Source organism: Fibrobacter sp. UWB4, from assembly GCF_002210345.1.
Taxonomy (GTDB): Bacteria; Fibrobacterota; Fibrobacteria; order Fibrobacterales; family Fibrobacteraceae; genus Fibrobacter.
In genome coordinates this window covers 1-21,514 of record NZ_MWQI01000005.1, presented here as the reverse complement: position 1 = coordinate 21,514, position 21,514 = coordinate 1, and the positions used below count along the sequence as shown (strand labels likewise).

Genomic DNA, 21,514 nt, shown 5'->3' with positions numbered 1-21,514 from the left:
CTATATTTATAATATAGCAATCAAATAACAAAAAACATACGTAATAGCTACATATAAAAGCGAAAATGGCGGAAATTCACCTTTTATCCGATGAAATTATCAATAAAATTGCTGCTGGCGAGGTCATTGAACGCCCAGCATCGGCTGTCAAGGAACTTATAGAGAACGCAATCGACGCCGGAGCAACCCGAATTCAGATCCAGATCGAACAAGGTGGAAAGAAAAAAATCCTGGTCACAGACAACGGTAAGGGTATGGGTGCCGCCGATTTGGACCTGTGCTACCTTCGCCATACTACATCCAAACTAACAAACGCAGACGACTTATTCCACCTCCATACAAACGGTTTCCGAGGTGAAGCTGTAGCCTCCATCGCAGCCGTTTCCAAGCTGACCATCACTAGCGCCACGCAAGAAGGCGAAAGCGGTCGCATCGTCGTAAAAGGTGGAGAAGTCATCGAAAAAGAAGATATCCAGGCAAGCCGTGGCACGTCATTTCTCGTCGAAGACCTGTTCTACAACACGCCCGTACGCCGGACGTTCCTCGGCAGTGAAACGTCCGAATGTTCCCGCATTTTAGACATTGTACTAAAGACAGCCATTTCGCACCCGGAAATCCGCTTTGACTATAAAGTTGGCGATAGAACGGTCTTCACAGGCGTTCCTGGAGAACTCCGCAGCCGCATTGCCGAAGCGATCGGTTCCAAGGTTGCCAAAGGCTTGCTCCCCGTCGATTACACAGAAGCTGGCGTCCACGTGACTGGCTACATCTCGCCCACGACCGAAACGAACGGCAAGCGCAATCACCAGTTCCTTTTCATGAGGAACCGCCCCATCGAAAACAAGATGGTGAGCAAGGCAGTATCGCAAGCATACGAACCATATGGAGCACAATGCAAGCCCGTAACGGTACTGTTCCTGGACATGCCGGACATGGAATTTGACATCAACGTGCACCCGGCCAAGCGCGAAGTCCGATTCGCAAATGGGAACTTGGTGTTCCTCGTCGTCACACACGCCATCCGCGATACGTTTACCAAGGATTTGGAAGCGCACTCCCCCATCATCGACTTGAGCGATGAATTTATGGGAAGCCCGGCATCTGTTTCTCAGACGGCGCCAGCACAATCCACAATGCCCGAGATGCCGGGGACTATCGAGACGCCCACGCAGCCTTCGTTTGCAACGCCCGCACAGCCGCAAAACGACTTGCCATGGGAAAATCCGTTCCAGCAGGCAAAGCCATACGCGACATCAGCAAGCAAGCCTTACGCTCAACCGGTAAAACCGGCAACTACGCTTTCGGACAAGAAGTCCAAATACGACGTAAGCGATGACGTTCAGGACCTCTTTTCGCTCCCCGAATACGGCAAGATCATTTCGCTGGAACCCGATCACAGCAAGCCCGCACCGCCTCCCGAGACGCCGTGGGCGCCGCCCTCGTTCTTCCAAATTGCAAACACCTACATCGCCGGCGAAGATTCCAACGGACTCTTGATCATCGACCAGCATGCCGCCCACACGCGAGTGCTCTTTGAACAGGCCATGGAATCGCTCCAGAACAACATCATGCAAGATAGTCAGGAACTCCTGTTCCCGGAACTCATCGACCTTTCCAAGCAAGAGAAGGAAATCTTCCGAAACGTCGATGAGCAGCTGCGCAAGCTCGGATTCTTTGTCGAGCCGTTTGGTGGCGACACCTACCAGATCCGCTCGATTCCAAGCGCGCTCCCGCTTTCGCGTGCCGCCAAAGCGGTTCACGATTTCTTGAACGACGTCGATGAAGACGATACCAAGAATGACATGGTCAAGTTCCAGGAAGCCATTGCGAAATCCTGGGCAAAGACAAACGCATACCAGGCAGGCGACAAGCTCAAGCCCGAAGAAATCACGGCACTTGTCAGTCAGTTGATGATTACGCAGGATCCGCTCAAGTCCCCGTTCGGAAGCCCGACGCTCATGCGCTTAACGCTTGAGGAACTGAGCAAGAAATTCAGACATTAGTTCACTAGAAGTCTTACCGACATCCAGAGCCTTGCGGAGACGCAAGGCGATTTCATCAGCAGTCCCAATGTCCTGCTGGAACAGAGCATCGATAATCGCCTCTGCCATGCGGTCGTTCAGCTTATGGCGAATGATAAATTCCGGAGTCACGCCGCAGCCAAAAATCGCATTCGGGAGCGACAAGAACTCCGACTTGACCATGAACTTGCCCATCGCGTATGTGAGAAAGTCCGGCACAATGCATGCTGCAAACGGAATCCCGACGCAAGCCATTTCAAGAGTACTCGTACCAAACGATGTAATTGCCGCCGAATAGCATGAATAAAAGTTCAACCGGTCACTGATGCGCTTGGGCGCCACAACAACCTTCAGCCAGCTAGGCAAGCGGCCATCATAGAGCGATTCCAGGGCAACCAGAAGCGGGACTTCCAAATGCTCACGCGAAGCCACCACCACCACATCCGGCAGAGGTCCCAAATTGCGGTCCGCCCACACATTGCGGTATTTTTCCGCCACGGTCACAAATGAAGGCAAGTTGCGCAGCGCACTATCACGGCGGCTTCCCGGCAAGATCAGCATATCAGACCGGGGTTCGACCTGATCATAAATCCAGCCTGCAATCGGGTGCTTGACGCGAACCGTTTCAACGCCCATCTGCTTATACGCCTTCGCTTCGATATCGAAGAACACCGCCAAGCGGATATTGTTTGCCTGCTTAAAGAGGCTCGCCCGCTTGGATTTCCAGGCCCAGACTTGCGGAGGTGCCACATAGAGCATGGGTTTGCCCCACTTTTTGGCAAGGCGCGCAAGCTTCATGTTAAATCCAGGATAGTCAATCGCCACAATACCAAGGCACTTTCTCGATTCTGCGGCATCGCTCAAGACTTCAAAAACGTTCTTTAACGAAAAATACTTCGGCACTACATCGCCCACACCCGAAACCGGGAGATCATTGTAGTCCCACAAGGGCTGAAGCCCATTCTCCTGCATCAGCGGTCCACCGACACCAACGACTTTAAAGCCCTGCTGTACAGCAACAGCCACCATCTCGGCGCCAATCATGTCGCCGGAGTCCTCTCCTGCACAGAAGAGGATATAAGGAGAATTTTCTTCGTTAGCGTTTTGCACGATTCGATACCCAAACCTTCAGAGCGCCTAAATCCGTTTTAAGCCACTGCAACAATTCCTGAGTATATACAACTTTATATTTTTTTAGAACAACGACATGCTCAAATCCGGAATCTGCCTCCAAATGGAACACCATTTGGCACCCATGGCAGTATTCATCGGCCAAATTGGCCTTCATTTCGACTTCCAGCTTGTCCAGGAACTCGTCTGTAAGCATCCCGACGGTGAAGTTCGCATGGATGTAATCCACCATGTCGCAACGCACACGGTCAAGCTGTATGACTTCTTCGACGATAATCTGGTAGCCGTCGCGGTCGCGCTGCTGTTCCAAGACACCCTTCACAAGTACGCGGTCATCGACAGAAACCGTATCGCGCAAGCGTTCCCAGACGTCCTTCTTGAAGAACATTTCGATTTCACCCTGAAAATCCTGAATAGCGCCAGAGCCAATCGTATCGCCGCGCTTTGTTTCGATGGAGCGCATGCGGATAACGACACCGCCCACGACAACCGTATCGCCCACATAGCGGGTGATTTCGTCTTCCGAGAGCGAGCAGCTCGTAAAGCCCGTAAGTTCCGGGCGGAACTCATCAAGCGGATGCCCAGAGAGGAACAAACCAAGTACACTGCGTTCCTTGTTGAGCATTTCCATCGCCGTCCATTCTTCGGCTTCTTCCAAGACTTCAGCCGTATTCGGCATGGCGGCAGGGCCACCCAAGTCAAACAGAGAGACCTGGCCCTTGGCCTTGTCCTCCTGGCTGCGCATGGCGACTTCCAGAGCGCGGTCCACCGTTGCACATTGCACGGCACGGCTACCCGGCAAATCATCCAAGGCGCCCGCCATGATCAAGCATTCCAGGACCTTCTTGTTGAGCGGCGGGCGTTTTTCGGGCTGGGCCGCCTGGTATTCCGCCACGCGCTTGCAGAAATCAAAGATGTCCTTGTAGATGCCGCGGCGTTCGCGTTCCGCGACCACGTCTTCGACGACAGCGATACCCACGTTGCGGATACCCGCGAGGCCGTAAAGAATCTGGCCCTTCGTGTTCGCCGAGAATACCCCCAAAGACGTGTTGATATTCGGCGACAAGACCGGGATCCCCAGGCGCTTGCATTCCAGAATGATGGTCACCGTATCTTCGGTCTTACCCATCTTGGAAGTCATGGAGGCAGCCATGTATTCCGGGCCGTAATGCGTCTTGAGGTACGCCGTCTGGTAAGCCACGTAAGCGTAAGCAGCAGCATGACTCTTGTTAAATGCGTATCCGCAGAACGGAAGCACGGCGTCCCAGACCTTCTGGATCATCGCCTTGTCGTAGCCCTTGTCCAAGCACTTCTGGAAGAATTCCGGTTCGAGCTTCGCCATCTTTTCCGGCATCTTCTTAGCCATGATACGGCGGATGTTGTCAGCGCCACCCAGCGAGTAGCCACCCAGAATCTGGGCAAGCTTCATCACCTGTTCCTGGTACACGATAACGCCGTACGTTTCGCCAAGCACCTGTTCCAAGTCCGGATGGTAGCAGTCAATCTCTTCCTTGCCGTTCTTACGGGCAATGAAGTGCGGAATCTGGTCAATCGGCCCCGGTCGGTACAGGGCGTTCATAGCGATAAGGTCAAAAATTCGGGTCGGCTTCAGTTCGCGCAGGTACTTCTGCATACCCGGAGATTCGAACTGGAACACCGTCGTCGTAAGGCCCTTGCCCAAAAGTTCGAACGTCGCCTTGTCATCAATCGGAATTTTGTTCATCACAAGCTTGATGTTGCGGTTCTGTTCGACCATCTTCACCGTATCCTGAATGATGGACAAGTTGATAAGCCCAAGGAAGTCCATCTTCAAAAGTCCGATGTCTTCGGCGTAGTGCTTATCGTACATCACCACCGGCGTATCTTCCGGAGCGGCACGGTAAAGTGGAGCAAGGTTGTAAATCGGGGTCGGCGTAATCACCACGCCGCAAGCATGCACACCCGTCTGGCGCGGCAAATCTTCAAGTCGCTTCGCGACATCCCAAAGGTTCTGGTAGCTTGCGCGGCTGCCAATCATCGCCTGCAACGGTTCCGGGCTGTAACCATCTTCGAGGTTATTGCCCTTCTTGTCCTTACCCGTCCAGGCCTGCTTTAAGCTAAAGTTCAACGTGCGCTGCGGGAAGAGCTTCGTAATGGCCTTCGCTTCGGCAGGCGGAATCCCGAGCACGCGGGCCACGTCCGTAATCACCGCCTTCGACTTGAGCATGCCGTAGGTAATAATCTGGCCCACGCACTCCTTGCCGTACTTATCCGTCACGTACTGGATCACGCGGCCGCGGTCACGGTCAGCAAAGTCCGTATCGATATCCGGCATGGACACACGTTCCGGGTTCAGGAATCGTTCAAAAAGGAGGTCGAAAGTAAGCGGGTCAATGTCGGTAATACCGATGATGTAAGTGACCAAGGAACCTGCTGCAGAACCACGCCCCGGCCCCACGGGAATGCCATGTTCACGAGACCAGTTAATGAAGTCCCACACAATGAGCAAGTAACCCGCGACGTTCATGTTGCGGATACAGTTCAGCTCCTTGTACATGCGCTTGCCCACGTTCGTTTCGTGAGCAGGGAACTTGAAATCTTCGTCGGGGAATCGCCACTTTAAGCGTTCATTGCAAAGGTGCGTGATATAGATGTCGGCATCGCCACCCGGTTTGCACCAGCGGTGAACATTCTTGTCCCAAGCCTTGTTGTCGTCTGCATCAAAGAATTCCGGCTGCGAGAGGCGGTCGATTTCTGCATTGTCCGCATCGGTCAACGCATCTTCGGCAATGCCTTTTTCAGCACAGTAATTTGCCTTGACCTTCTTTTTGCGGTCCTTGATAACGCCCTTGAGTTCACGTTCACGGACGACCGGATATTCCGCATCGTATTCCGCCTTCATGATGGCCTTGATGTTCTGGTATTCCTCAGAAGCGAGGAATTCATCAGGAATCTTGAAACGCGGCCAGAACTCGTCACCGATACCGGTTTTCACAGTAAAGTTACAGCGCTCGGCAATCTTGACCGTATTCTCGATAGCGCCCGGAATATGCCCGAACAGTTCCACCATTTCCTTCTCGGTGCGGAAATAGAACTTTTCCGTCGGGAAGCGCTTGTCCTCAAAACCATTGAGCGTGACTTTGAGCGAGATGCAACGCAGAATCTTGTGCGAAGTGGCGTCTTCGGGCTTGATGTAATGGACATCGCCCACGGCAACGACTTCACGACCGTACTTTTTCGCAAGTTCCACGTTGAATTCGTTCACGTGCTTTTGCTGCGGAATCCCGTTATCGCAAACCGAGATGTACAGGTGGTCGTGGTCAAAAATCTCGTTCAGGCGGTCCATGTACTCGAGCGCAAGAGAATCCCTGCCCGAAGCCACATTCTGGCCGTAACGGCTAAAATAATCGCCCGCAATGGCGATAATGCCTTCCTTAAATTCGTTAATCGTCTCGAGCGGCACGGACGGAATTTCAGCCCAGCGTTCCCCGTCTTCGTAGCGGTAACTCACAATGCGAAGCAGGTTGTAATAGCCCTTTTCGTTCTCGACGAGGAGCGTCAATCGTTCAAAAGTAGTCGGATCTTTCTGGCTTGCGCTCGGCGTATCCACGTAAATGTGGCAGCCATAAACCGTCTTGACCGGCGGGAGGCCCTGTTCCTTGCGCTTTTTATTCAGTTCCTTGCCACGCGTCTGGATTTCAAGAATACCAAACATGGCACCATGGTCCGTCAAAGCAACAGCAGGTGCATTTTCTGCCGCAGCAGCCGCCAAAATATCATCAAGCCTAGCCGAAGCCTGCAAAATCGAAAATTCAGAATGAGTCTGTAAATGAACGAACGCCATGCTTGCAATTTAGTAATTAGTTGGCAGTAGGCAGTAGACTGTAGGAAGGGGGATGCTAGAAGTAATTGCAAAAAATCCCAGCTCGAAAGCTGGGACCTTTTCGCAAATAGCTCGTTACTTATTTCGCGCCTGTAAAACCAACCTAGAGAGAATCAACCACAGTCGTGTCAATCACGAATTCTGGCTTATCGGAATCAACCGGAGCTTCCTCAACCTTGACTTCGTAGCGCGTCACAGAGGAGATTCTAAGCTGGTCAAAATCACCAGAAGTCGTCAAGCGACTATACTGACCCGGACCTTCCATGCAGCAGCTAGACTTGCGACCAACCACGATGAGGTTTTCACCTTCAATACCACGCTGAGCAGGTTCGTAACCTTCTACATGCACCTTACTTGCAATCATTTCTCCATTGACCCAGATACTCAAGAAACCATCACCCCACTGACCCGCAATCAAATTCCAGTCATTATTGAACTGAACCGGAGCTTGTACATAGTAGTGAATATCAGCATGGTTCTTCTGGAAAATAAGCTTGCCGTCCTTCACAAAGAAGTGAACACGGGAACCATCATTACCAAGGAGCGTACGGGCAGACTTTTCATCGAAATCCTTGCCCGGACGGAACCAGAATTCCACCGTGCCAGCAGGCATTTCGTCGATCAGGTTAATCCCCGTCTGGATGCTTTCACCATCCTTGAGGGAAACTGCCTTACCGCAGACGCCATCCACCAGCGTACCTTCTTCGTATTCCGCATCCAGTTCATCAAAATAAAGAGTCTTCTCGTCCATAACAAGAGCAGAAGTCTTGCAAGTGATATCGCCCTTCTTTACGGTATCCGTTGCAACTGTATCTATTTTGAAAATCGTATCCTTTTCGTCAACCGGATTTGCCTTAGCCGTCACAGAATCCGGCAAGGTGTAACGATTGATATTCGAGATACGGAACTGGTCGAAAGAACCCGACGTGGTCATAGCCTCGTACTGCCCAGGACCTTCCATGCAGCAACGGGACTTATAACCGATCACGACGAGATTTTCAAACGGAATATCACGCTGAGCCGGCACATAGCCCTTGTCATGCTCCCAATAACCGACAAGTTCGCCATTGAGCCACAAGCTCATGTAGCCATTTCCCCATTGGCCAGCAATCAAGTTCCAGTCATTTTCCTTAAGCACGGCCTTGCCCTGCACAAAATAATGCTGGTTGTGATGGTTTTTCTGGAAGAAGAGTTCTCCCTTCTTGTAAAAGAAATGGATTCTAGCACCATCATTGCCAAGAAGCGTTCTTGCATTCTTGTCAAAGAAGTCTGCATTCGGGCGGAACCAGAATTCGACTGTTCCAACACTCATAGAATCAATCAAATTCACGCCAAGCGGAGCAACCTGACCGTCACTCAGCTTGAGAGCCTTTCCGCAAACGCCCTCGACCTGTTCACCTTCGTCAAAAAGGGATTCCAGTTCGTCGAGATAGCGGGTGTTATCATCCATTTTAAGGGCCGGGGCTTCGCAACGGATATTAGAACGAGTCGAAGTTCCAATAACAGGAGCACCTTCCTCCTTTGAAAGGGAATCGAAGTAGCTGGCAATACTGCCGCGTTCATCGATTCGAGCCCACATGTCCTTAGCATCATTCTTCAAATAAACGCCATCGTTTACGGTAGATGCAAACGGATCTGAAGAGTTGGTATCAGAGCATCCTGCAACGAACGCTCCCATTGCCATCAGGGATCCAGCCAGCCATTTTGTCATCTTTCCACTCATTACGTCCTCCTTACAAAGTTTTCCACCTCGTAACAAAAGGTAAATTATCTAATATTCCGTTTCCTGGCAATTTTTCATCCAGCTCTTTTTTGTATATTTCCGTTTACAAACAGTGTTTTTTATCATTATGATACATTAGCCCGCTAAAACACATAGAAAATAATGTATTTTGACACAATACAAATTATTTGTATCATGAAAGGATTCAAAAAAATGAACAATACCGGTAAAAAAGACCTAGAAAAAGCACCAAGAATCGCCATCGATGCGCGAATGGTCAACAAGTCCGGTATTGGCACATGCATCCAGCACTGGCTTAAAGATGTAGGTTACACAATAGCTCTTGGCGACCCTAAAGAACTGAATTCCTACAACAACATTCCCAAGCACATCCCCTTTATCAGCAGCATTTACGGCTACAAAGAGCAGTTCAAATTTCCATACCGAGCACTTTATCGAGAGAAGCCCGATATTTTGCACGTTCCACACTGCAATGTACCATTATTCTACCGCGGCAAGATGCTCGTCACCATCCACGACCTCACACACCTGGTCTATCCCGAGTTTTTACCGTTCAAGCTCGTCCACTATTATTTCAAGTTCATTTTCTGGTTTGTCAGCAAGCGTGCCGACAAGATTATCACCGTTTCCGAAAGCACCAAGCGCGACCTTTTGCGATTCTACAAAATGGACGAATCCAAAATTACGGTCATCCCGCTTGGTGTTGGCAAGGAATTTGTCAAAAAATCACCTATAGAAATCGATTATCTGTACGACAAATTCAACATCCCTCGCAACAAGAAGATCTTGCTCTACGTCGGGAACTTGCTCCCGCACAAGAACTTGAACAAGCTTTTAGAGGGCTTTTCTCAAATGCATGGGCGTGAAAATTGCCGTCTCGTGCTTGTCGGGAAAGCCTTTGACGGCCGTTCCAAAGCGACTTGCGAAAAAGAACTCGGCATTGAAGAATTCACAATCCACGCGGGAATGGTCTCACAAGAAGACCTCGTGAACTTCTACAACCTCGCTGACCTCTTTGTATTGCCATCACTGTACGAGGGCTTTGGCCTCCCCGTGCTCGAATCGCTCGCTTGCGGCACACCCGTAGTCTGTTCCAACACATCTTCACTCCCAGAAGTGGGCGGCAAAGTCGCCAAGTACTTCGACCCAGAAGACGCCTCCAGCATCGCCTGCGCACTCGAGAATTCCATCGACGACAAGGGCAAACATAACGATGAAATTGTGGAATGGGTCAGCCATTTCACATGGGAAGCTTGCGCTCAAAAAATAAAGGCGCAACTTTGCGCCTTGTATAAAGAATAAGGTTACTTCTTAAGTTTCGTCAAAAACCCGTACTGGAACGGGATAAAGTACGAATGGCTCAACAAGTTCGGCATGAACTTGAGCTGTTTGCGGATACCCACGATACGTTCCACTTCGAGACCGTTTTCTTTCGCAAAGCGCACAAAGCTCTTCTTTGTCCAGAATGTCTTGTGATTGATATCGAGAACACCAAGCGCATGTTCGCCCTCGTCCGGCTTAAAATAACGGAAATCTCTCGTGATAATAATCTTGAGGAGGTTTTCGATGCAAATAAAATTCGGCAACGACACAAGAATATGGCCATCTGGATTCAAATGTTTCTTGCAGAAATTGATTAAATCTACAGGATCGTTCACATGTTCCAAGACATCGCACATGACCACCAAGTCAAACTTGCGGTCCTCGGTATATTGCTCATAAAATCCATGATGGTATTCGTTGAAGCCCCCCGGAACCTTGTCAATCGTCTGCGCATCGGTACGTTCTTCTGGTTCGATAGCGACCTTATAAGAATCCTTGGGATAAATAACGTAATTCATTCCGGCGCCCGCCCCAATTTCAAGAACACTCTTAGCATCCTTCGGGACAAGCGTAGCAACATCATAACGAATCTTATTGCGATACATAAAAACCTTTTTTCTTAAATATAAATTTTTCAAAATCAAAAATGCTATTATTGCAGTCAATGGCAACCGATAAGACAGGCACAAAGCTCTTTGTCAAGCGAATAATCCAGCTTCTCGTAAGCATTGGTGGTTTTGCCTACATATTCTACAAAATTCCCATAAACGAGGTCATCGACAACTGGAACATCGGCATGACGCCATGGATTTTGGCAATGCTTGTCGCGGCAACGCTTGTCATGGCCATCCAGGCGAACCGCTGGAAAGGACTTTCAGTACAAGGTCCAGAGATTCCATTCAAGACTTACTACGCCTACACCGCCATGGGTTACTTCTTCAACAACCTGCTCCCGACCGGTTTTGGCGGCGACGCCGTGAAGTCCCTTGCATTTGGAAAGAAATTTAACCAGACAAGCCAATCTGTTTCGGCGGTATTGCTAGCCCGCATCCAAGGACTCCTGGCCATGTTCCTCTGCTTTTTTATTGCACTTCCTTTTGCGCTGAGCAAAGCCGAAATTCCATTAGTCTACACCTTAATCATGACGGCAGCAAGCCTTGCTTGCGTCATCTTTATTTTACTTTGCCTTTTCTCAGATAAATTGCCCATTCCACAATTTATCAGCAACAAATTCTCGTTCATAGGCAAATTGCAGAATAGCCTTTCTATATATAGAAAGCACAAAAAACAAATCCTGCTTTCATCCCTCGATTCGCTGTGGCTACAGCTATTGACATTGTTTATAGCTTACGCCTATTTTCGGGCTGTCAGAGTCGATATCGACATCAGCATTCTAGTTGTATTCACAAGCATCACAATTGTCATCTCGATGGTCCCGATTTCACTCAACGGCATTGGCGTCCGCGAAGGGACGCAAGTGGCGCTGTTCACGGGGATTCTCGGGATTCCGGCACCGGTCGTGTTATCCGCCGGGCTGCTGGGCTACATCCCGCTACTGTTCCAGGCAGCTCAAGGAGCAATCGTGCTCCTCGCTAAAAAGAAATAACCTCACACAAACGCCACATGTCATGCCCGTTTTCTTTGTCATGCCCGACTTGATCGGGTATCTCCTTTTTATACAAAAAAAGCCCCGCCGAGGCGGGGACTTTAGACATCGCTTTTCGAAGAATTATTCTTCGGCGAGGGCTTCCTTGTATTCATCGACGGTAGCGATATACTCGTCAATCATGTCCTGCTTGGAATCCAGGTGAGCGAGAATCTTTTCGAGGTGTTCCTTGGAGAACACGGTCTTGAGCTGGCGGGATGCATGGCCCTTGTAGCCCCATTCCTTGAGGATCTCGTCCGTCACAACGAAAGAATCGTCGAGGGAGACAAAGCGCATCGGACCGTAGACAGCCCAGTTGTGTTCCATCTGCATGCATTCCGGTTCTTCCATTTCCGGGTTTGCCATGTAGCGCTGCACGTGACGGGTGCGCACATCCTTGATCTTGTCGATGCGCATGTAACCCATGATGAGGTACTTGTTGCGCATTTCGGAATCGCTCAAGCCTTCGTAACGGGTGCCGAAAAGAATGTAACGGCTCTTGCTCTTCACGATCGTGTTGATAGCCTTCACATTGTAGCAGCTCATCAGACCATAGGTGCTGGTTTCGTAGTTCGGTTCGTAAAGAAAACCCTTTTCATTTTCATTCAGCTGGTCGCGGACAGGCATTTCGGACTGATGGCTAGTTTCGACATAAAGCAGGCTACCCGCCATGTTGCCACGGTAGTCTTGCCAACCTTCGAGATTGATCTGTGTTTTCGGCATTTTATAAATCCACTCAAATAGTTTAAAGTTCGAAAATTAAAACGAGTACAAGCGGACCGAGTACGGTTCGTCAGTAACAATTATCAAAATACAATTTACTTATTAAAAAGTCAACGACTCCGCCGAAATATCTTCCATTCCAAAGCGAAAAGCGCCTTTTTTGAAGAATTCTGCGGTATCAGTTGTCAAATAATGCACGGAACCGCCCTTCGAAAGGCGTTTTTCCATGTCCACATGGCGCTTGAGGTAGTCCAAAGTCTTGTCGGCGACGATGTCGCCCTGGACCACCAAGCGGACGTGCGGTGGAAGTGCGGCCCGAATTTCTTCTTCAAGAAGCGGGTAATGAGTGCAAGCCAAAAGTACCGTATCGATTTCAGGGTCAGCCGCGAGCAACTGGTCCACGTCCTTTTTCACGAAGAATCGAGCACCCTCGGTCCCGCGTTCGCCGTATTCCACGAGCGGCACCCACATCGGGCAGGCGTGCTGCGTCACCTTCAGGTCTGGGAAAAAGTGGCTGATTTCAAGGACGTAGCTGTTCGAAGAAACCGTCCCCGAGGTGGCGAAAATGCCGATGTGTCCCGTCTTCGAGAAGTTCCCGATTTCTTCGGCAGTCGGACGTACTATGCCCAAGACGCGACGGTCCGGGAATTCGACCGGGAGCACCTGTTGCTGGATGCTGCGGAGCGCCTTTGCCGATGCCGTGTTGCAAGCGAGAATCACCAGCGGGCAGCCACGGCGAAAAAGTTCACGCACGGACTGGAGCGTGTAGCGGTAAATCGTCTCGAAACTGCGGGAGCCATACGGTGCACGGGCGTTATCCCCCAAATACAGGTAATCGTACTGCGGGAGCGTGTGGCGGAGCTTCTGCAAGATCGTGAGCCCGCCAAAACCAGAATCAAAGACGCCGATCATAAGCTTCTTCCATCTTGCTGCGGACATACGGGAGCAGTTCATGGCGCGGGTCCATCGCATCGCCGCCGTGAGTTTTCTTGAACTCGACTGTATCTATCGGTTCGAGAATCTTGATGTTGACCGGATGGTGCTTGGAATCCTTGCGGTGTTCCCAAAGCAAGTCGGAACCTCTAGTGACCATAGGTAATATAATAGCATTAGCCTCGACGGCTAGTCTAAAGCAGCCGCTCTTGAAAGCGACCATGCCATCGCGCTTGCTGCGGGTGCCTTCCGGGAAAACAAAGAGTCTCGGCATCTTGCCCGTCTGGAGCGCCTTCTGGATAATCGCAGCGCCGCCGCCCTTTTCGCGGTCGATAAAGACGCAACCGAGCTTGTGCATCCAGAAGTTCAGAATCGGGATGCGCTGCAACTGCGTCTTGGCGATAAAGCCCACGGTACGCTGCAACGCGAGGAACGCAAGCGGGATATCCAGGTACGAACGGTGGTTGCCCATCACGAACACCGGGCGTGTCCAGTCCACTTTCGCCAGTTGCGCCTGATCCTCGATCGTCAAGTCCACGCGCAAGACCTTCATGCAGAAGCGTGAGAAAACCTGCACCTTTTCTTCAAGCCATGGATCCAGGTCTTTGCGACGGAAAATGTACATGAATGCAATCTTGAAAATATATTCGAGCATAAACGCAAAAATTCTTGCTGCTCCATAGATCCTAAATAACATAACTGGCATATTACACTCTGTTTTTGAATTTTCCCTGGGCAAAAAACGAGACCGTCTGAGTTTCGTAAGGCGCCCTTTCCAATATCTACGTTTGCAATATAGCAAAACCAAAAAAGATTCAGCCCGCGTGACCCCGACGTAAAACAATCGGCGTTCCTCATCGAGCTGTTTTTGGCGTTCTTTCCGTGTGCCCGTGCATGAACCCGGCGTAAGCCCCTCGGACATACCCGCATAATAGACCACCGCATACTGAAGCCCCTTGGATGCGTGGACCGTCTCGACATGGATCCCGTTTTCAAGGACCTCGCCCTCCCCCTCCACGTCACCCACTTCCGACACGACCGTCCCTGCAATCGGGAGGCGGGCATCGCGGAGCGCTTCTTCGTAGTATAGGCGCTGCCTATTATAGCGCACGAGGATTGCAAAGTTTTTCCATTGGAGGTCATAGCTTTCGCGGAGCAACTTGATACTCGTGATAATTTTCAGCATTTCCTCGACGGGGTCTTCGCACACCCAGATTTCGGGTTCACGGTTTTCCTTGAAAATCGGCGAGCCGCCCGAGCCATTCATGTTGCCAGCCCGCAAGACCTTCCGCAAGTGGATGGGCTTGTTTTCGAAAATGCGATTCGAAAAATGCAAGATATTCGCGACCGAGCGGTAATTCCATTCCAAGCGGATAAGCGAACTTTCTTTGAAGTCATCGCGGAAGCGATTGATGTTTCCTATATCCGCCCCACGGAATCCGTAAATGGCCTGGTCATCATCGCCCACAACAAACAACGACTTGCGATCGCCCAGCAACGCTTTCACAAGACGGTACTGCGACGGGTTGATGTCCTGGTATTCATCGACGAGAATCTCGGTCCATTGATTTTGGAAATATGCGCGCGCCTCTTCGTGATTTTCGAGCAGATTAATCGTCTGGTAAATGAGGTCTTCGAAAACAACTTGCCCGGATTCCAGGACGCGCTGACGTAAAGGTTCAAGCTTTTTAAGGAGTTTCGCGGGATGCGCATCTGAAAAAAGCTCTTCGCGTGAGAAGCGGAATTTTCGCCCGCCAACTTTCGCAAGTTCCTGTATAAAAGTCTTGTCTGCCAATTCCGTCGGGACCGGCATTTTCTTGAAACCAACAAGCTCGTACGCAGGGCAAGACGCCGCAGGAACTTTCGACTTGAGGATAAACAGCGCAAGCGAGTGGAATGTGCAGAGTCGCACACCCGCATTCGGGAAAAGCTTTTGCACACGTTCCCGCATTTCGGCAGCCGCTTTCGCCGTGAACGTGAGCGCCAAAATTTTTTCCGGCACAACGCCCGACATAATCCGGTACTGGATTCGCTTGGTCAAGACCGAAGTCTTTCCCGAACCCGCCCCAGCCAGAATTAAAAGTTGTCCGTTCGTTTCATGATCGTGGAGTACCGCTGCACGTTGGTCGGAGTTCAGTCCGACCAAAAGACTTTCTACATCCATATTTTCATATAAGCAGCTAAATCCTTCGACTACGCTCAGGATGACACTACTGTTTTAGCGTTCCTTTTTAACGCAGGTTCATATAGCAAAGGATATAAGCAACGGATATAGCAAACTATTGAGCGTTCTTCGCGGGTTCGGCCGGCACGGGCTTCTGCCCCACCAAAAATGCCACCGCCCCGAACAAGCTCAAAATCAAACTTACAAAATAAGCGAGCAACTGAATCACAACCGATTCAAGTCCAGGCACACCTGCACGCGCAAAAAGCGACTGTGCCAAAAATTCACGCGGACCAAAACCGCCAATCGAAATCGGGAGCGCACTCACAATGGCAACCAGCGGAATGTAATAGAAGTACCACGACATCGAGAGGTTCACGCCCACCGCAATCCCGCAGAAAAAGTGCACAAAGATGCGGAGCGACTGCGTGACCATCGAAAGGCAAATGATGTTGATCCAAAGTTTCTTGGAGCGGAACTTCTGGAAACGGTCAAACATGCGAAGGAGTCGCGTTTCAAATTTTTCGGGCAAAACCTTCCCTGCCATGCGGCAGAAGAACTTGCCAATGCGGCGGCTCAAAAGCCCAGCAAACATCACGCAGAAGCCGAGGAATATCCAGACAGACGGCCACATGAACGCACGCTGTTCTGGATCGTGAATAAAGAACAAGGCGCCCACACCGAGAGCAAATAACGTAATAAAGAAAAGTCCAAACAAGCGGTCAAACACCGTCGCCGTAAAACCTGCGCCAACCGTATCTTGCCCGCCCTGCATGCGGATATCGTAAACCTTCTTGACGTCACCGCCGACATTCCCCGGCATGAAGTTATTAAAGAACAGTCCCACGTGATAAAGCTTGAGGAGCTTGCCGTACTTGAGGCGAACACCCTGCTTTTCGAGCAAGAGCTTCCACTGGAGGCAAGCGGTAAAGTTCGAAACCGCAAGGCTGAGGAGTGCAATCACAAGCGGGAAAATGCTGTTCTTCTTGAACAAGTCATAGAGGTCACCAACGTCCCATTCCGGGTCGCTCACAATGTTCCGATAGACAAAGTAAGCAGGAACGAGCGTCACCACCAGCTTTAAGCAAAAAACGATTACCGACTTGAGCTTCGGATTCAACTTCATTTTCGTACGCTCCTTTCGATCGTACGTTCCAGCAATTCCAACGTTTCACAGGCAGACTTTTCCCAGCTAAACGTGAGTGCATAACGCTTAGCATTCTTGCCAAGATTCGCGCGGAGTTCTGCATCGCCATAAATTTTTTCCATGGCAGAAGCGCACGCGGCCGCATCTCCCGACGGGAACAGAATTCCCGTCTCGCCGTCACGGACGCTATCGCAGAGTCCCGGCACATCCGACGCAATCGTCGTCTTGCAGAGCTGTGCCGCTTCCATTACGGTAAGCCCCCAGCCTTCCTTGTAGCTCGTCTGCAACAGCGCAAGCGAAGACGAAAGCAGTTCATACTTGCGGGCAGCAGACACAAAACCCGTCAAAACCACCTTGCCTTCCAGGCCATGCGATTGAATCCAGGTCGGGAGCTTTTTCAAAAGCGGGCCATCGCCAACGACATAAAGATTGACTTCAGGGTGCGACTTTGAGAATTTTTCAAACGCTTCGAGCGCCGTCCAGATGCCCTTGTAACGATGTACACGCGAAAGCCAAATGAAATACGGAGTCGCCGCACTTGTCGCAGGATTCGTCGCACTCTCACAAGAATCCGCGCACTCCGCAACTTTGGGCATTTCCGACCCGTTATAAATCACGGAGATTCGACTTTCGTCCACGCCGATTTCGGCAAGTTCTTTCTTGGTGCTCGGGCTTACCACCACAAAATTCTGAGTGCGGTAAAAGAACGGGATAATCCGCTCAAAGAACCAGACACCAAACGCCACCGGGAAAACGGCCTCCGCAAAAATCGACTTCCGCCACAAGTGATGCATCTGCACCAGGAGCGGCTTGCGGACGAACCAGTGGGCAAAGACCGGTAACTTGTTCAAATCCTCAACAACAACGTCAAAGTTGAATTCGCGGTCAAGCTTTTTCAGATTCAATGCCACCGTGAGCTGGAACATCAAATCGCCACCCTTGCGGATGACCTGAATTCCATCAACAACTTCGCGTTCCTTGGCGCCAGGAAATGTCGTCGTAAACAGGACTACCGTGTGGCCCATTTCTACAATCTTTCCGAAAATGCGATGCAAGTGCTTTTCGGCGCCGCCGGCAGCCGGATGCATACGATCCCGATAATTTACGACGAGGATTTTCAAGCAACTACCTTAGCACAAACTTAGGGCTTGCGGCCAATAACACCGATGCAAAGCTGCGTGTAGTGCATTACCGGCACAGACTGGAGGCTATCCAGAATTTTGTCCTTAATTTTCTGGTAGGCCGTTCCATCGAGCGGATACTTCGGGAGTTCAATACCGAACTTGAAGCAGAGTTCACGCAGAATGCGGTAGTAAAGATTCGGGCGCATCCAGTCGCCATAGGCATAGACACATTCAAAACCAGCGTCACGCATAAGCGTCTTGAGCTGACCCATCGTGAACTGCTTTTCCCAACCGGCAAACCACTTATCGAGCGCAATCAAGATATGCTTGATAATCGTGTACGGGTGGACCGTCTGCGGGACATCGCAAAGGCAGCAACCGCCGTGCTTGACGATGCGGAAGTTTTCTTGCAAGAGCGGGAGCGAATCCTTGAAATGTTCAGCCAAGCCCTGATGGAACACCAAGTCAAAAGTGTTATCCGGGAACGGAGACTTGAAAGCATCGCCACGAACCAGGTGCAAATTCTTGAGACCTTCACTCTCGCGGAGCGAATTGACAATTTTCAAGCTATTGTCGGCAAAATCGAGAACATAGACATCGGCGCCCAAACGAGCAAGTTCAGCACTGTCGCGGCCGGTACCTGCACCGACCTCCAGCACCTTCAAGCCATCGAGCTTAAAATTCTTCTTAATAGCTTCTATAATAGACGGCGAAGACGGATAGACCTTGTCCATGTCGTTCTTGCGCTGCCAAAAACGGTTCCATACGGATTGATCAGGCTCTTTTATTGACATAACGGGGATAATATATGAAAAAATGAGAGTAGGAAGTAGGAAATAGGAAGTTAGAAGTGGGTTATTAGTCAGTAGTCATTGGTCAACGGTGTATTCCAAAATGAAACATACGACTTTACATTTTCTATTCGGCTAGAGCAGATTGCCGTGTTCAAATTGTCACGTTTTGAAAAATTTGTTATATTTTTACGACAATTTTACAAAATTACGACAAAAATATTGGGCATCCACGGCTCCGAAAACCGCGAAACCGACATTTAAAGGACTTTTTGTAAAAAATTTGGAAAATTTTACACAATTGGCACGCAACTTGCTTTAAAAAAGCGATATTATAAGGGCAAGGTTTTTAAAATGCATATTGATTCTACCGATACCACTCTCAAAAGATACCTAGAAGACATCCGTCGTACCGCACCCCTATCACGCGAAGAAGAACAGATTCTTTTCCAGAAAGCTAAAGAAGGCGACAAAATCGCCCGTAAAAAACTGATTTCTGCAAACATGCGTTTTGTGCTCAAAGTCGCCATCCAGTACCGTGGCTGCCCGATTCCGCTTCCGGACTTGGTCAGCGAAGGCGCTATGGGTCTCGTCCGCGCAATCGAATCCTTCGAACATACCCGTGGTCTTAAATTCATCAGTTACGGCGTTTGGTGGATCAAGGCATATATCACTCGTGCTATTAACGAACAGGGCAACCTTATCCGCTTGCCAGCAAACCAGCACCTCCGCGTGCGTAAGGCTTTGCACGAACAATCCCGCGGTAAAGAAATCAACGAAGAAATCCGTGAATTGATCCAGATCGGTCAGCGCGGCGTTTCGTTCGATAGCCCGCTCAAGGCTGATTCCAAGGCTACATACGCCGAAGTCCTCCCGGACAGTGGTGCATCGAACCCGGAAGCCGATTCCGAAATCCAGAGCGTCGAAGCTTTGGCTCGTGACCTCATGGAACAGCTCCCGGAACGCGAAGCTCGAGTCATTACCGGCATTTTCGGCATCAACCAGGAAGCTCCGCAGACTCTCCGCGAAGTGGGCGAATCCATGAACATCTCCCACGAACGTGTGCGTCAGTTGCGCGACCAGGCTCTCCGCCGTATCCGCAAGTACAACAGCAAGGACTTCTTGCAAGAAAAGAAAGACGCATTCTTGGCGGCGATTAATAAGTAGTTAAAAGCCAAAATTAAACTTGTCATGCCCCGCTCCGACGGGGCATCTCCTTTTTATGGAGAACGTGCTATCGGCAGGCGTTCAACACGTCCGTCACGACGCTGTCCATGAAAATCCAGCCACGGCCGACAAGTTTTAGGATTCCGCCATCGAGCGTTGCGAAACCTTTCTTGACCCATCGCTCATAGCCTGCCGGCGAAACAGAAATTCCGTCAGCAACAAGCGCATTTAGGTCGAGGCCAGAGCGCTGGCGAAGCGAAAGCCACACGCGCTCCGTCAGGACGTCATCTTTATCAAGATCATCGTATGTCAGCGATGCATCCGGCGAGCCAGCATTCACATAATCGCGCCAACGCGGATACATCTCTGGAGCGCAGAAACGGCGACCGTCAAAATAGCTATGCGCACCCGGCCCAAAGCCAATGTACTCGCCGCGATTCCAGTAGTTCATGTTGTGCAAGCTTTCGTCGCCAGGCTTTGCAAAATTCGAGACCTCATAACGCGCGAAGCCCTTTTTCTCAAGAATCTCGACGCCCCCGAGATACATCGGCTCGTACAAACTCTCGTCAATTTTTTCTTCGCCACGAGACACGCGACCGCCCAAAAGCGTCCTCTCGCCCACATTCAATCCATAAAAGCTCAAGTGCCCAAGCGGAAAATCCGACAAGCGGTCCACATCTTTCAAGAAAGAATCTACCGATTGCCCCGGCAAATCAAACATCAAATCCGCCGAGACTTTCGCCTGCGGAAGCGAAGTTAACAAACGCAAAGCTTCAAAGCCGCGTTCTACCGTGTGCCTGCGGCCAATGCGGTCCAAGAGCGTTTGCGAAAACGTTTGAAGTCCAAGGCTAAAGCGACGCACGCCGCACGAGAGCGCCGTTTGCACAGATTCTTCGGTACACGATTCCGGGTTGAATTCCATCGAGACTTCGTCAAGCGCATCTACGCGAACGCCACACGACGCAAGCACCGCAAAAATCCGTTCCAGGCATGCGCTTGGCAAAATTGAAGGAGTTCCACCGCCAAGATAAAGCGTTCGCGCCCGCGAAAGAGCGCTTTTGGAAGACGCCGAATGCGATACAGGATGCGCCATCGCAAACGCGCGAATTTCACGTTCCAGCAAGCCCACATATTCCTCGAACAGCCGAGCATTCGCAGGCATCACGCGAAAGTCGCAATAATCGCAAATTTTCGCGCAAAACGGAACGTGAATATAAATACCGAACATAACTTCAACTGGTTAAATATAAAAAAGAACTACTTGGCTCGGGTCCTCGTCTTATTCTGACCATAAAAAAAGAGCCTAGCTTGATGCTAGGCTTTTTGTTTTAGAGCGGGAAAAGGGACTCGGACCCTCGACCCCGACCTTGGCAAGGTCGTGCTCTACCAACTGAGCTATTCCCGCGAGGGTAGCCCATATATAGAAATAAAATTTGTAGTTATAAAGGGGTCTGGGATGAAAAAGTGAATTTTTTTGAGCGGGAAAAGGGATTGTCAAAGTCCAGTCCCCGCTACGCGGCTGGCCTTTGCCCCTTCGGGCTTGCACTCACTGCGTTCGTGTCAAGCGCAAAATTCGGTTTTTCGCACTTTGTGCATAAGCCGAATTTTGTCGCACCCTCTTCTCGGGGCCTCGTCTTATTCTGACCATAAAATAAAAGAAGACGCTCAACAGCGTCTTCTTTTATTTTAGAGCGGGAAAAGGGACTCGGACCCTCGACCCCGACCTTGGCAAGGTCGTG

At 50.4% G+C, this 21,514-nt stretch carries 15 protein-coding genes and 1 tRNA gene; 4 read left to right on the top strand and 12 right to left on the bottom strand.

All coding sequences use genetic code 11. The annotated features are described in order from the left end of the window. The first annotated feature begins 65 nt into the window (after nt 1-65). Nucleotides 66-2,003, top strand: coding sequence for a DNA mismatch repair endonuclease MutL (gene mutL, locus B7990_RS09120; RefSeq protein WP_088640668.1), 1,938 nt, complete (start codon nt 66-68; stop codon nt 2,001-2,003). Here mutL and B7990_RS09115 read toward each other — a convergent pair. From B7990_RS09115 to B7990_RS09105, 3 genes are all read right to left on the bottom strand, one after another. Continuing rightward, entirely contained in the window at nt 1,965-3,131 is a 1,167-nt protein-coding gene (locus B7990_RS09115; protein WP_088640667.1) for a lipid-A-disaccharide synthase, read from the bottom strand. The two genes, mutL and B7990_RS09115, sit on opposite strands and share 39 nt — an antisense overlap. After that, nucleotides 3,118-6,975, bottom strand: a complete 3,858-nt coding sequence (locus B7990_RS09110) for a DNA polymerase III subunit alpha (RefSeq protein WP_088640666.1) — start codon at nt 6,973-6,975, stop codon at nt 3,118-3,120. Before B7990_RS09110 ends, B7990_RS09115 begins: the two co-directional genes overlap by 14 nt. Before the next feature lie 142 nt (nt 6,976-7,117). Further along, a complete protein-coding gene (locus tag B7990_RS09105) occupies nt 7,118-8,737 on the bottom strand; it encodes a LamG-like jellyroll fold domain-containing protein (protein WP_088640665.1) in 1,620 nt (539 codons plus the stop codon). Nucleotides 8,738-8,950: 213 nt separating this feature from the next. Between B7990_RS09105 and B7990_RS09100 the strand changes: the two genes are divergently transcribed. Further along, a complete protein-coding gene (locus B7990_RS09100; RefSeq protein WP_176407269.1) occupies nt 8,951-10,060 on the top strand; it encodes a glycosyltransferase family 1 protein in 1,110 nt (369 codons plus the stop codon). A gap of 2 nt (nt 10,061-10,062) precedes the next feature. Here B7990_RS09100 and B7990_RS09095 read toward each other — a convergent pair whose 3' ends face one another. Further along, nucleotides 10,063-10,686 carry a bifunctional 2-polyprenyl-6-hydroxyphenol methylase/3-demethylubiquinol 3-O-methyltransferase UbiG gene (locus B7990_RS09095; RefSeq protein ID WP_073423417.1) on the bottom strand — a complete coding sequence of 208 codons (624 nt, stop codon included), beginning with the start codon at nt 10,684-10,686 and terminating at the stop codon, nt 10,063-10,065. 59 nt (nt 10,687-10,745) lie between these two features. On the opposite strand from B7990_RS09095, the gene B7990_RS09090 reads away from it, so the two are divergent. Further along, nucleotides 10,746-11,687: a lysylphosphatidylglycerol synthase transmembrane domain-containing protein gene (locus B7990_RS09090; RefSeq protein ID WP_088640663.1), complete on the top strand. Its 942-nt coding sequence runs from the start codon at nt 10,746-10,748 to the stop codon at nt 11,685-11,687. A 123-nt stretch (nt 11,688-11,810) separates the two neighbouring features. On the opposite strand, the gene B7990_RS09085 is transcribed toward B7990_RS09090, so the two are convergent. From B7990_RS09085 to B7990_RS09060, 6 genes are all read right to left on the bottom strand, one after another. Further along, on the bottom strand, nt 11,811-12,449 hold the full coding sequence (locus B7990_RS09085) for a hypothetical protein (RefSeq protein WP_073423419.1): 639 nt from the start codon (nt 12,447-12,449) through the stop codon (nt 11,811-11,813). A 102-nt stretch (nt 12,450-12,551) separates the two neighbouring features. Next, nucleotides 12,552-13,361 (bottom strand): glutamate racemase, encoded by an 810-nt coding sequence (gene murI, locus B7990_RS09080; protein WP_088640662.1) that lies wholly within the window; start codon nt 13,359-13,361, stop codon nt 12,552-12,554. Further along, nucleotides 13,345-15,546, bottom strand: coding sequence for a UvrD-helicase domain-containing protein (locus B7990_RS09075; protein ID WP_088640661.1), 2,202 nt, complete (start codon nt 15,544-15,546; stop codon nt 13,345-13,347). Before B7990_RS09075 ends, murI begins: the two co-directional genes overlap by 17 nt. A 115-nt stretch (nt 15,547-15,661) precedes the next feature. Next, on the bottom strand, nt 15,662-16,672 hold the full coding sequence (locus tag B7990_RS09070) for a lysylphosphatidylglycerol synthase transmembrane domain-containing protein (RefSeq protein ID WP_088640660.1): 1,011 nt from the start codon (nt 16,670-16,672) through the stop codon (nt 15,662-15,664). Next, a complete protein-coding gene (locus B7990_RS09065; RefSeq protein ID WP_254917428.1) occupies nt 16,669-17,781 on the bottom strand; it encodes a glycosyltransferase family 4 protein in 1,113 nt (370 codons plus the stop codon). Before B7990_RS09065 ends, B7990_RS09070 begins: the two co-directional genes overlap by 4 nt. Nucleotides 17,782-17,834: 53 nt before the next feature. Next, nucleotides 17,835-18,611 (bottom strand): class I SAM-dependent methyltransferase, encoded by a 777-nt coding sequence (locus B7990_RS09060; protein WP_088640658.1) that lies wholly within the window; start codon nt 18,609-18,611, stop codon nt 17,835-17,837. A gap of 351 nt (nt 18,612-18,962) precedes the next feature. Here B7990_RS09060 and B7990_RS09055 point away from each other — a divergent pair, with 351 nt between their 5' ends. After that, entirely contained in the window at nt 18,963-19,775 is an 813-nt protein-coding gene (locus tag B7990_RS09055) for an RNA polymerase sigma factor RpoD/SigA (protein WP_014545470.1), read from the top strand. 67 nt (nt 19,776-19,842) lie between these two features. Here B7990_RS09055 and B7990_RS09050 read toward each other — a convergent pair whose 3' ends face one another. After that, nucleotides 19,843-21,003 (bottom strand): coproporphyrinogen-III oxidase family protein, encoded by a 1,161-nt coding sequence (locus B7990_RS09050; protein WP_088640657.1) that lies wholly within the window; start codon nt 21,001-21,003, stop codon nt 19,843-19,845. A gap of 104 nt (nt 21,004-21,107) precedes the next feature. Continuing rightward, nucleotides 21,108-21,180 (bottom strand) — tRNA-Gly (locus tag B7990_RS09045). Nucleotides 21,181-21,514: the final 334 nt, after the last annotated feature.

Coding starts and splice junctions, on each gene's coding strand:
- mutL (WP_088640668.1), top strand. CDS start 66: ATGGCGGAAATTCACCTTTTATCCGATGAAATTATCAATAAAATTGCT.
- B7990_RS09110 (WP_088640666.1), bottom strand. CDS start 6,975: ATGGCGTTCGTTCATTTACAGACTCATTCTGAATTTTCGATTTTGCAG.
- B7990_RS09105 (WP_088640665.1), bottom strand. CDS start 8,737: ATGAGTGGAAAGATGACAAAATGGCTGGCTGGATCCCTGATGGCAATG.
- B7990_RS09100 (WP_176407269.1), top strand. CDS start 8,951: ATGAACAATACCGGTAAAAAAGACCTAGAAAAAGCACCAAGAATCGCC.
- B7990_RS09095 (WP_073423417.1), bottom strand. CDS start 10,686: ATGTATCGCAATAAGATTCGTTATGATGTTGCTACGCTTGTCCCGAAG.
- B7990_RS09090 (WP_088640663.1), top strand. CDS start 10,746: ATGGCAACCGATAAGACAGGCACAAAGCTCTTTGTCAAGCGAATAATC.
- B7990_RS09085 (WP_073423419.1), bottom strand. CDS start 12,449: ATGCCGAAAACACAGATCAATCTCGAAGGTTGGCAAGACTACCGTGGC.
- murI (WP_088640662.1), bottom strand. CDS start 13,361: ATGATCGGCGTCTTTGATTCTGGTTTTGGCGGGCTCACGATCTTGCAG.
- B7990_RS09075 (WP_088640661.1), bottom strand. CDS start 15,546: ATGGATGTAGAAAGTCTTTTGGTCGGACTGAACTCCGACCAACGTGCA.
- B7990_RS09070 (WP_088640660.1), bottom strand. CDS start 16,672: ATGAAGTTGAATCCGAAGCTCAAGTCGGTAATCGTTTTTTGCTTAAAG.
- B7990_RS09065 (WP_254917428.1), bottom strand. CDS start 17,781: ATGCATCCGGCTGCCGGCGGCGCCGAAAAGCACTTGCATCGCATTTTC.
- B7990_RS09060 (WP_088640658.1), bottom strand. CDS start 18,611: ATGTCAATAAAAGAGCCTGATCAATCCGTATGGAACCGTTTTTGGCAG.
- B7990_RS09055 (WP_014545470.1), top strand. CDS start 18,963: ATGCATATTGATTCTACCGATACCACTCTCAAAAGATACCTAGAAGAC.
- B7990_RS09050 (WP_088640657.1), bottom strand. CDS start 21,003: ATGTTCGGTATTTATATTCACGTTCCGTTTTGCGCGAAAATTTGCGAT.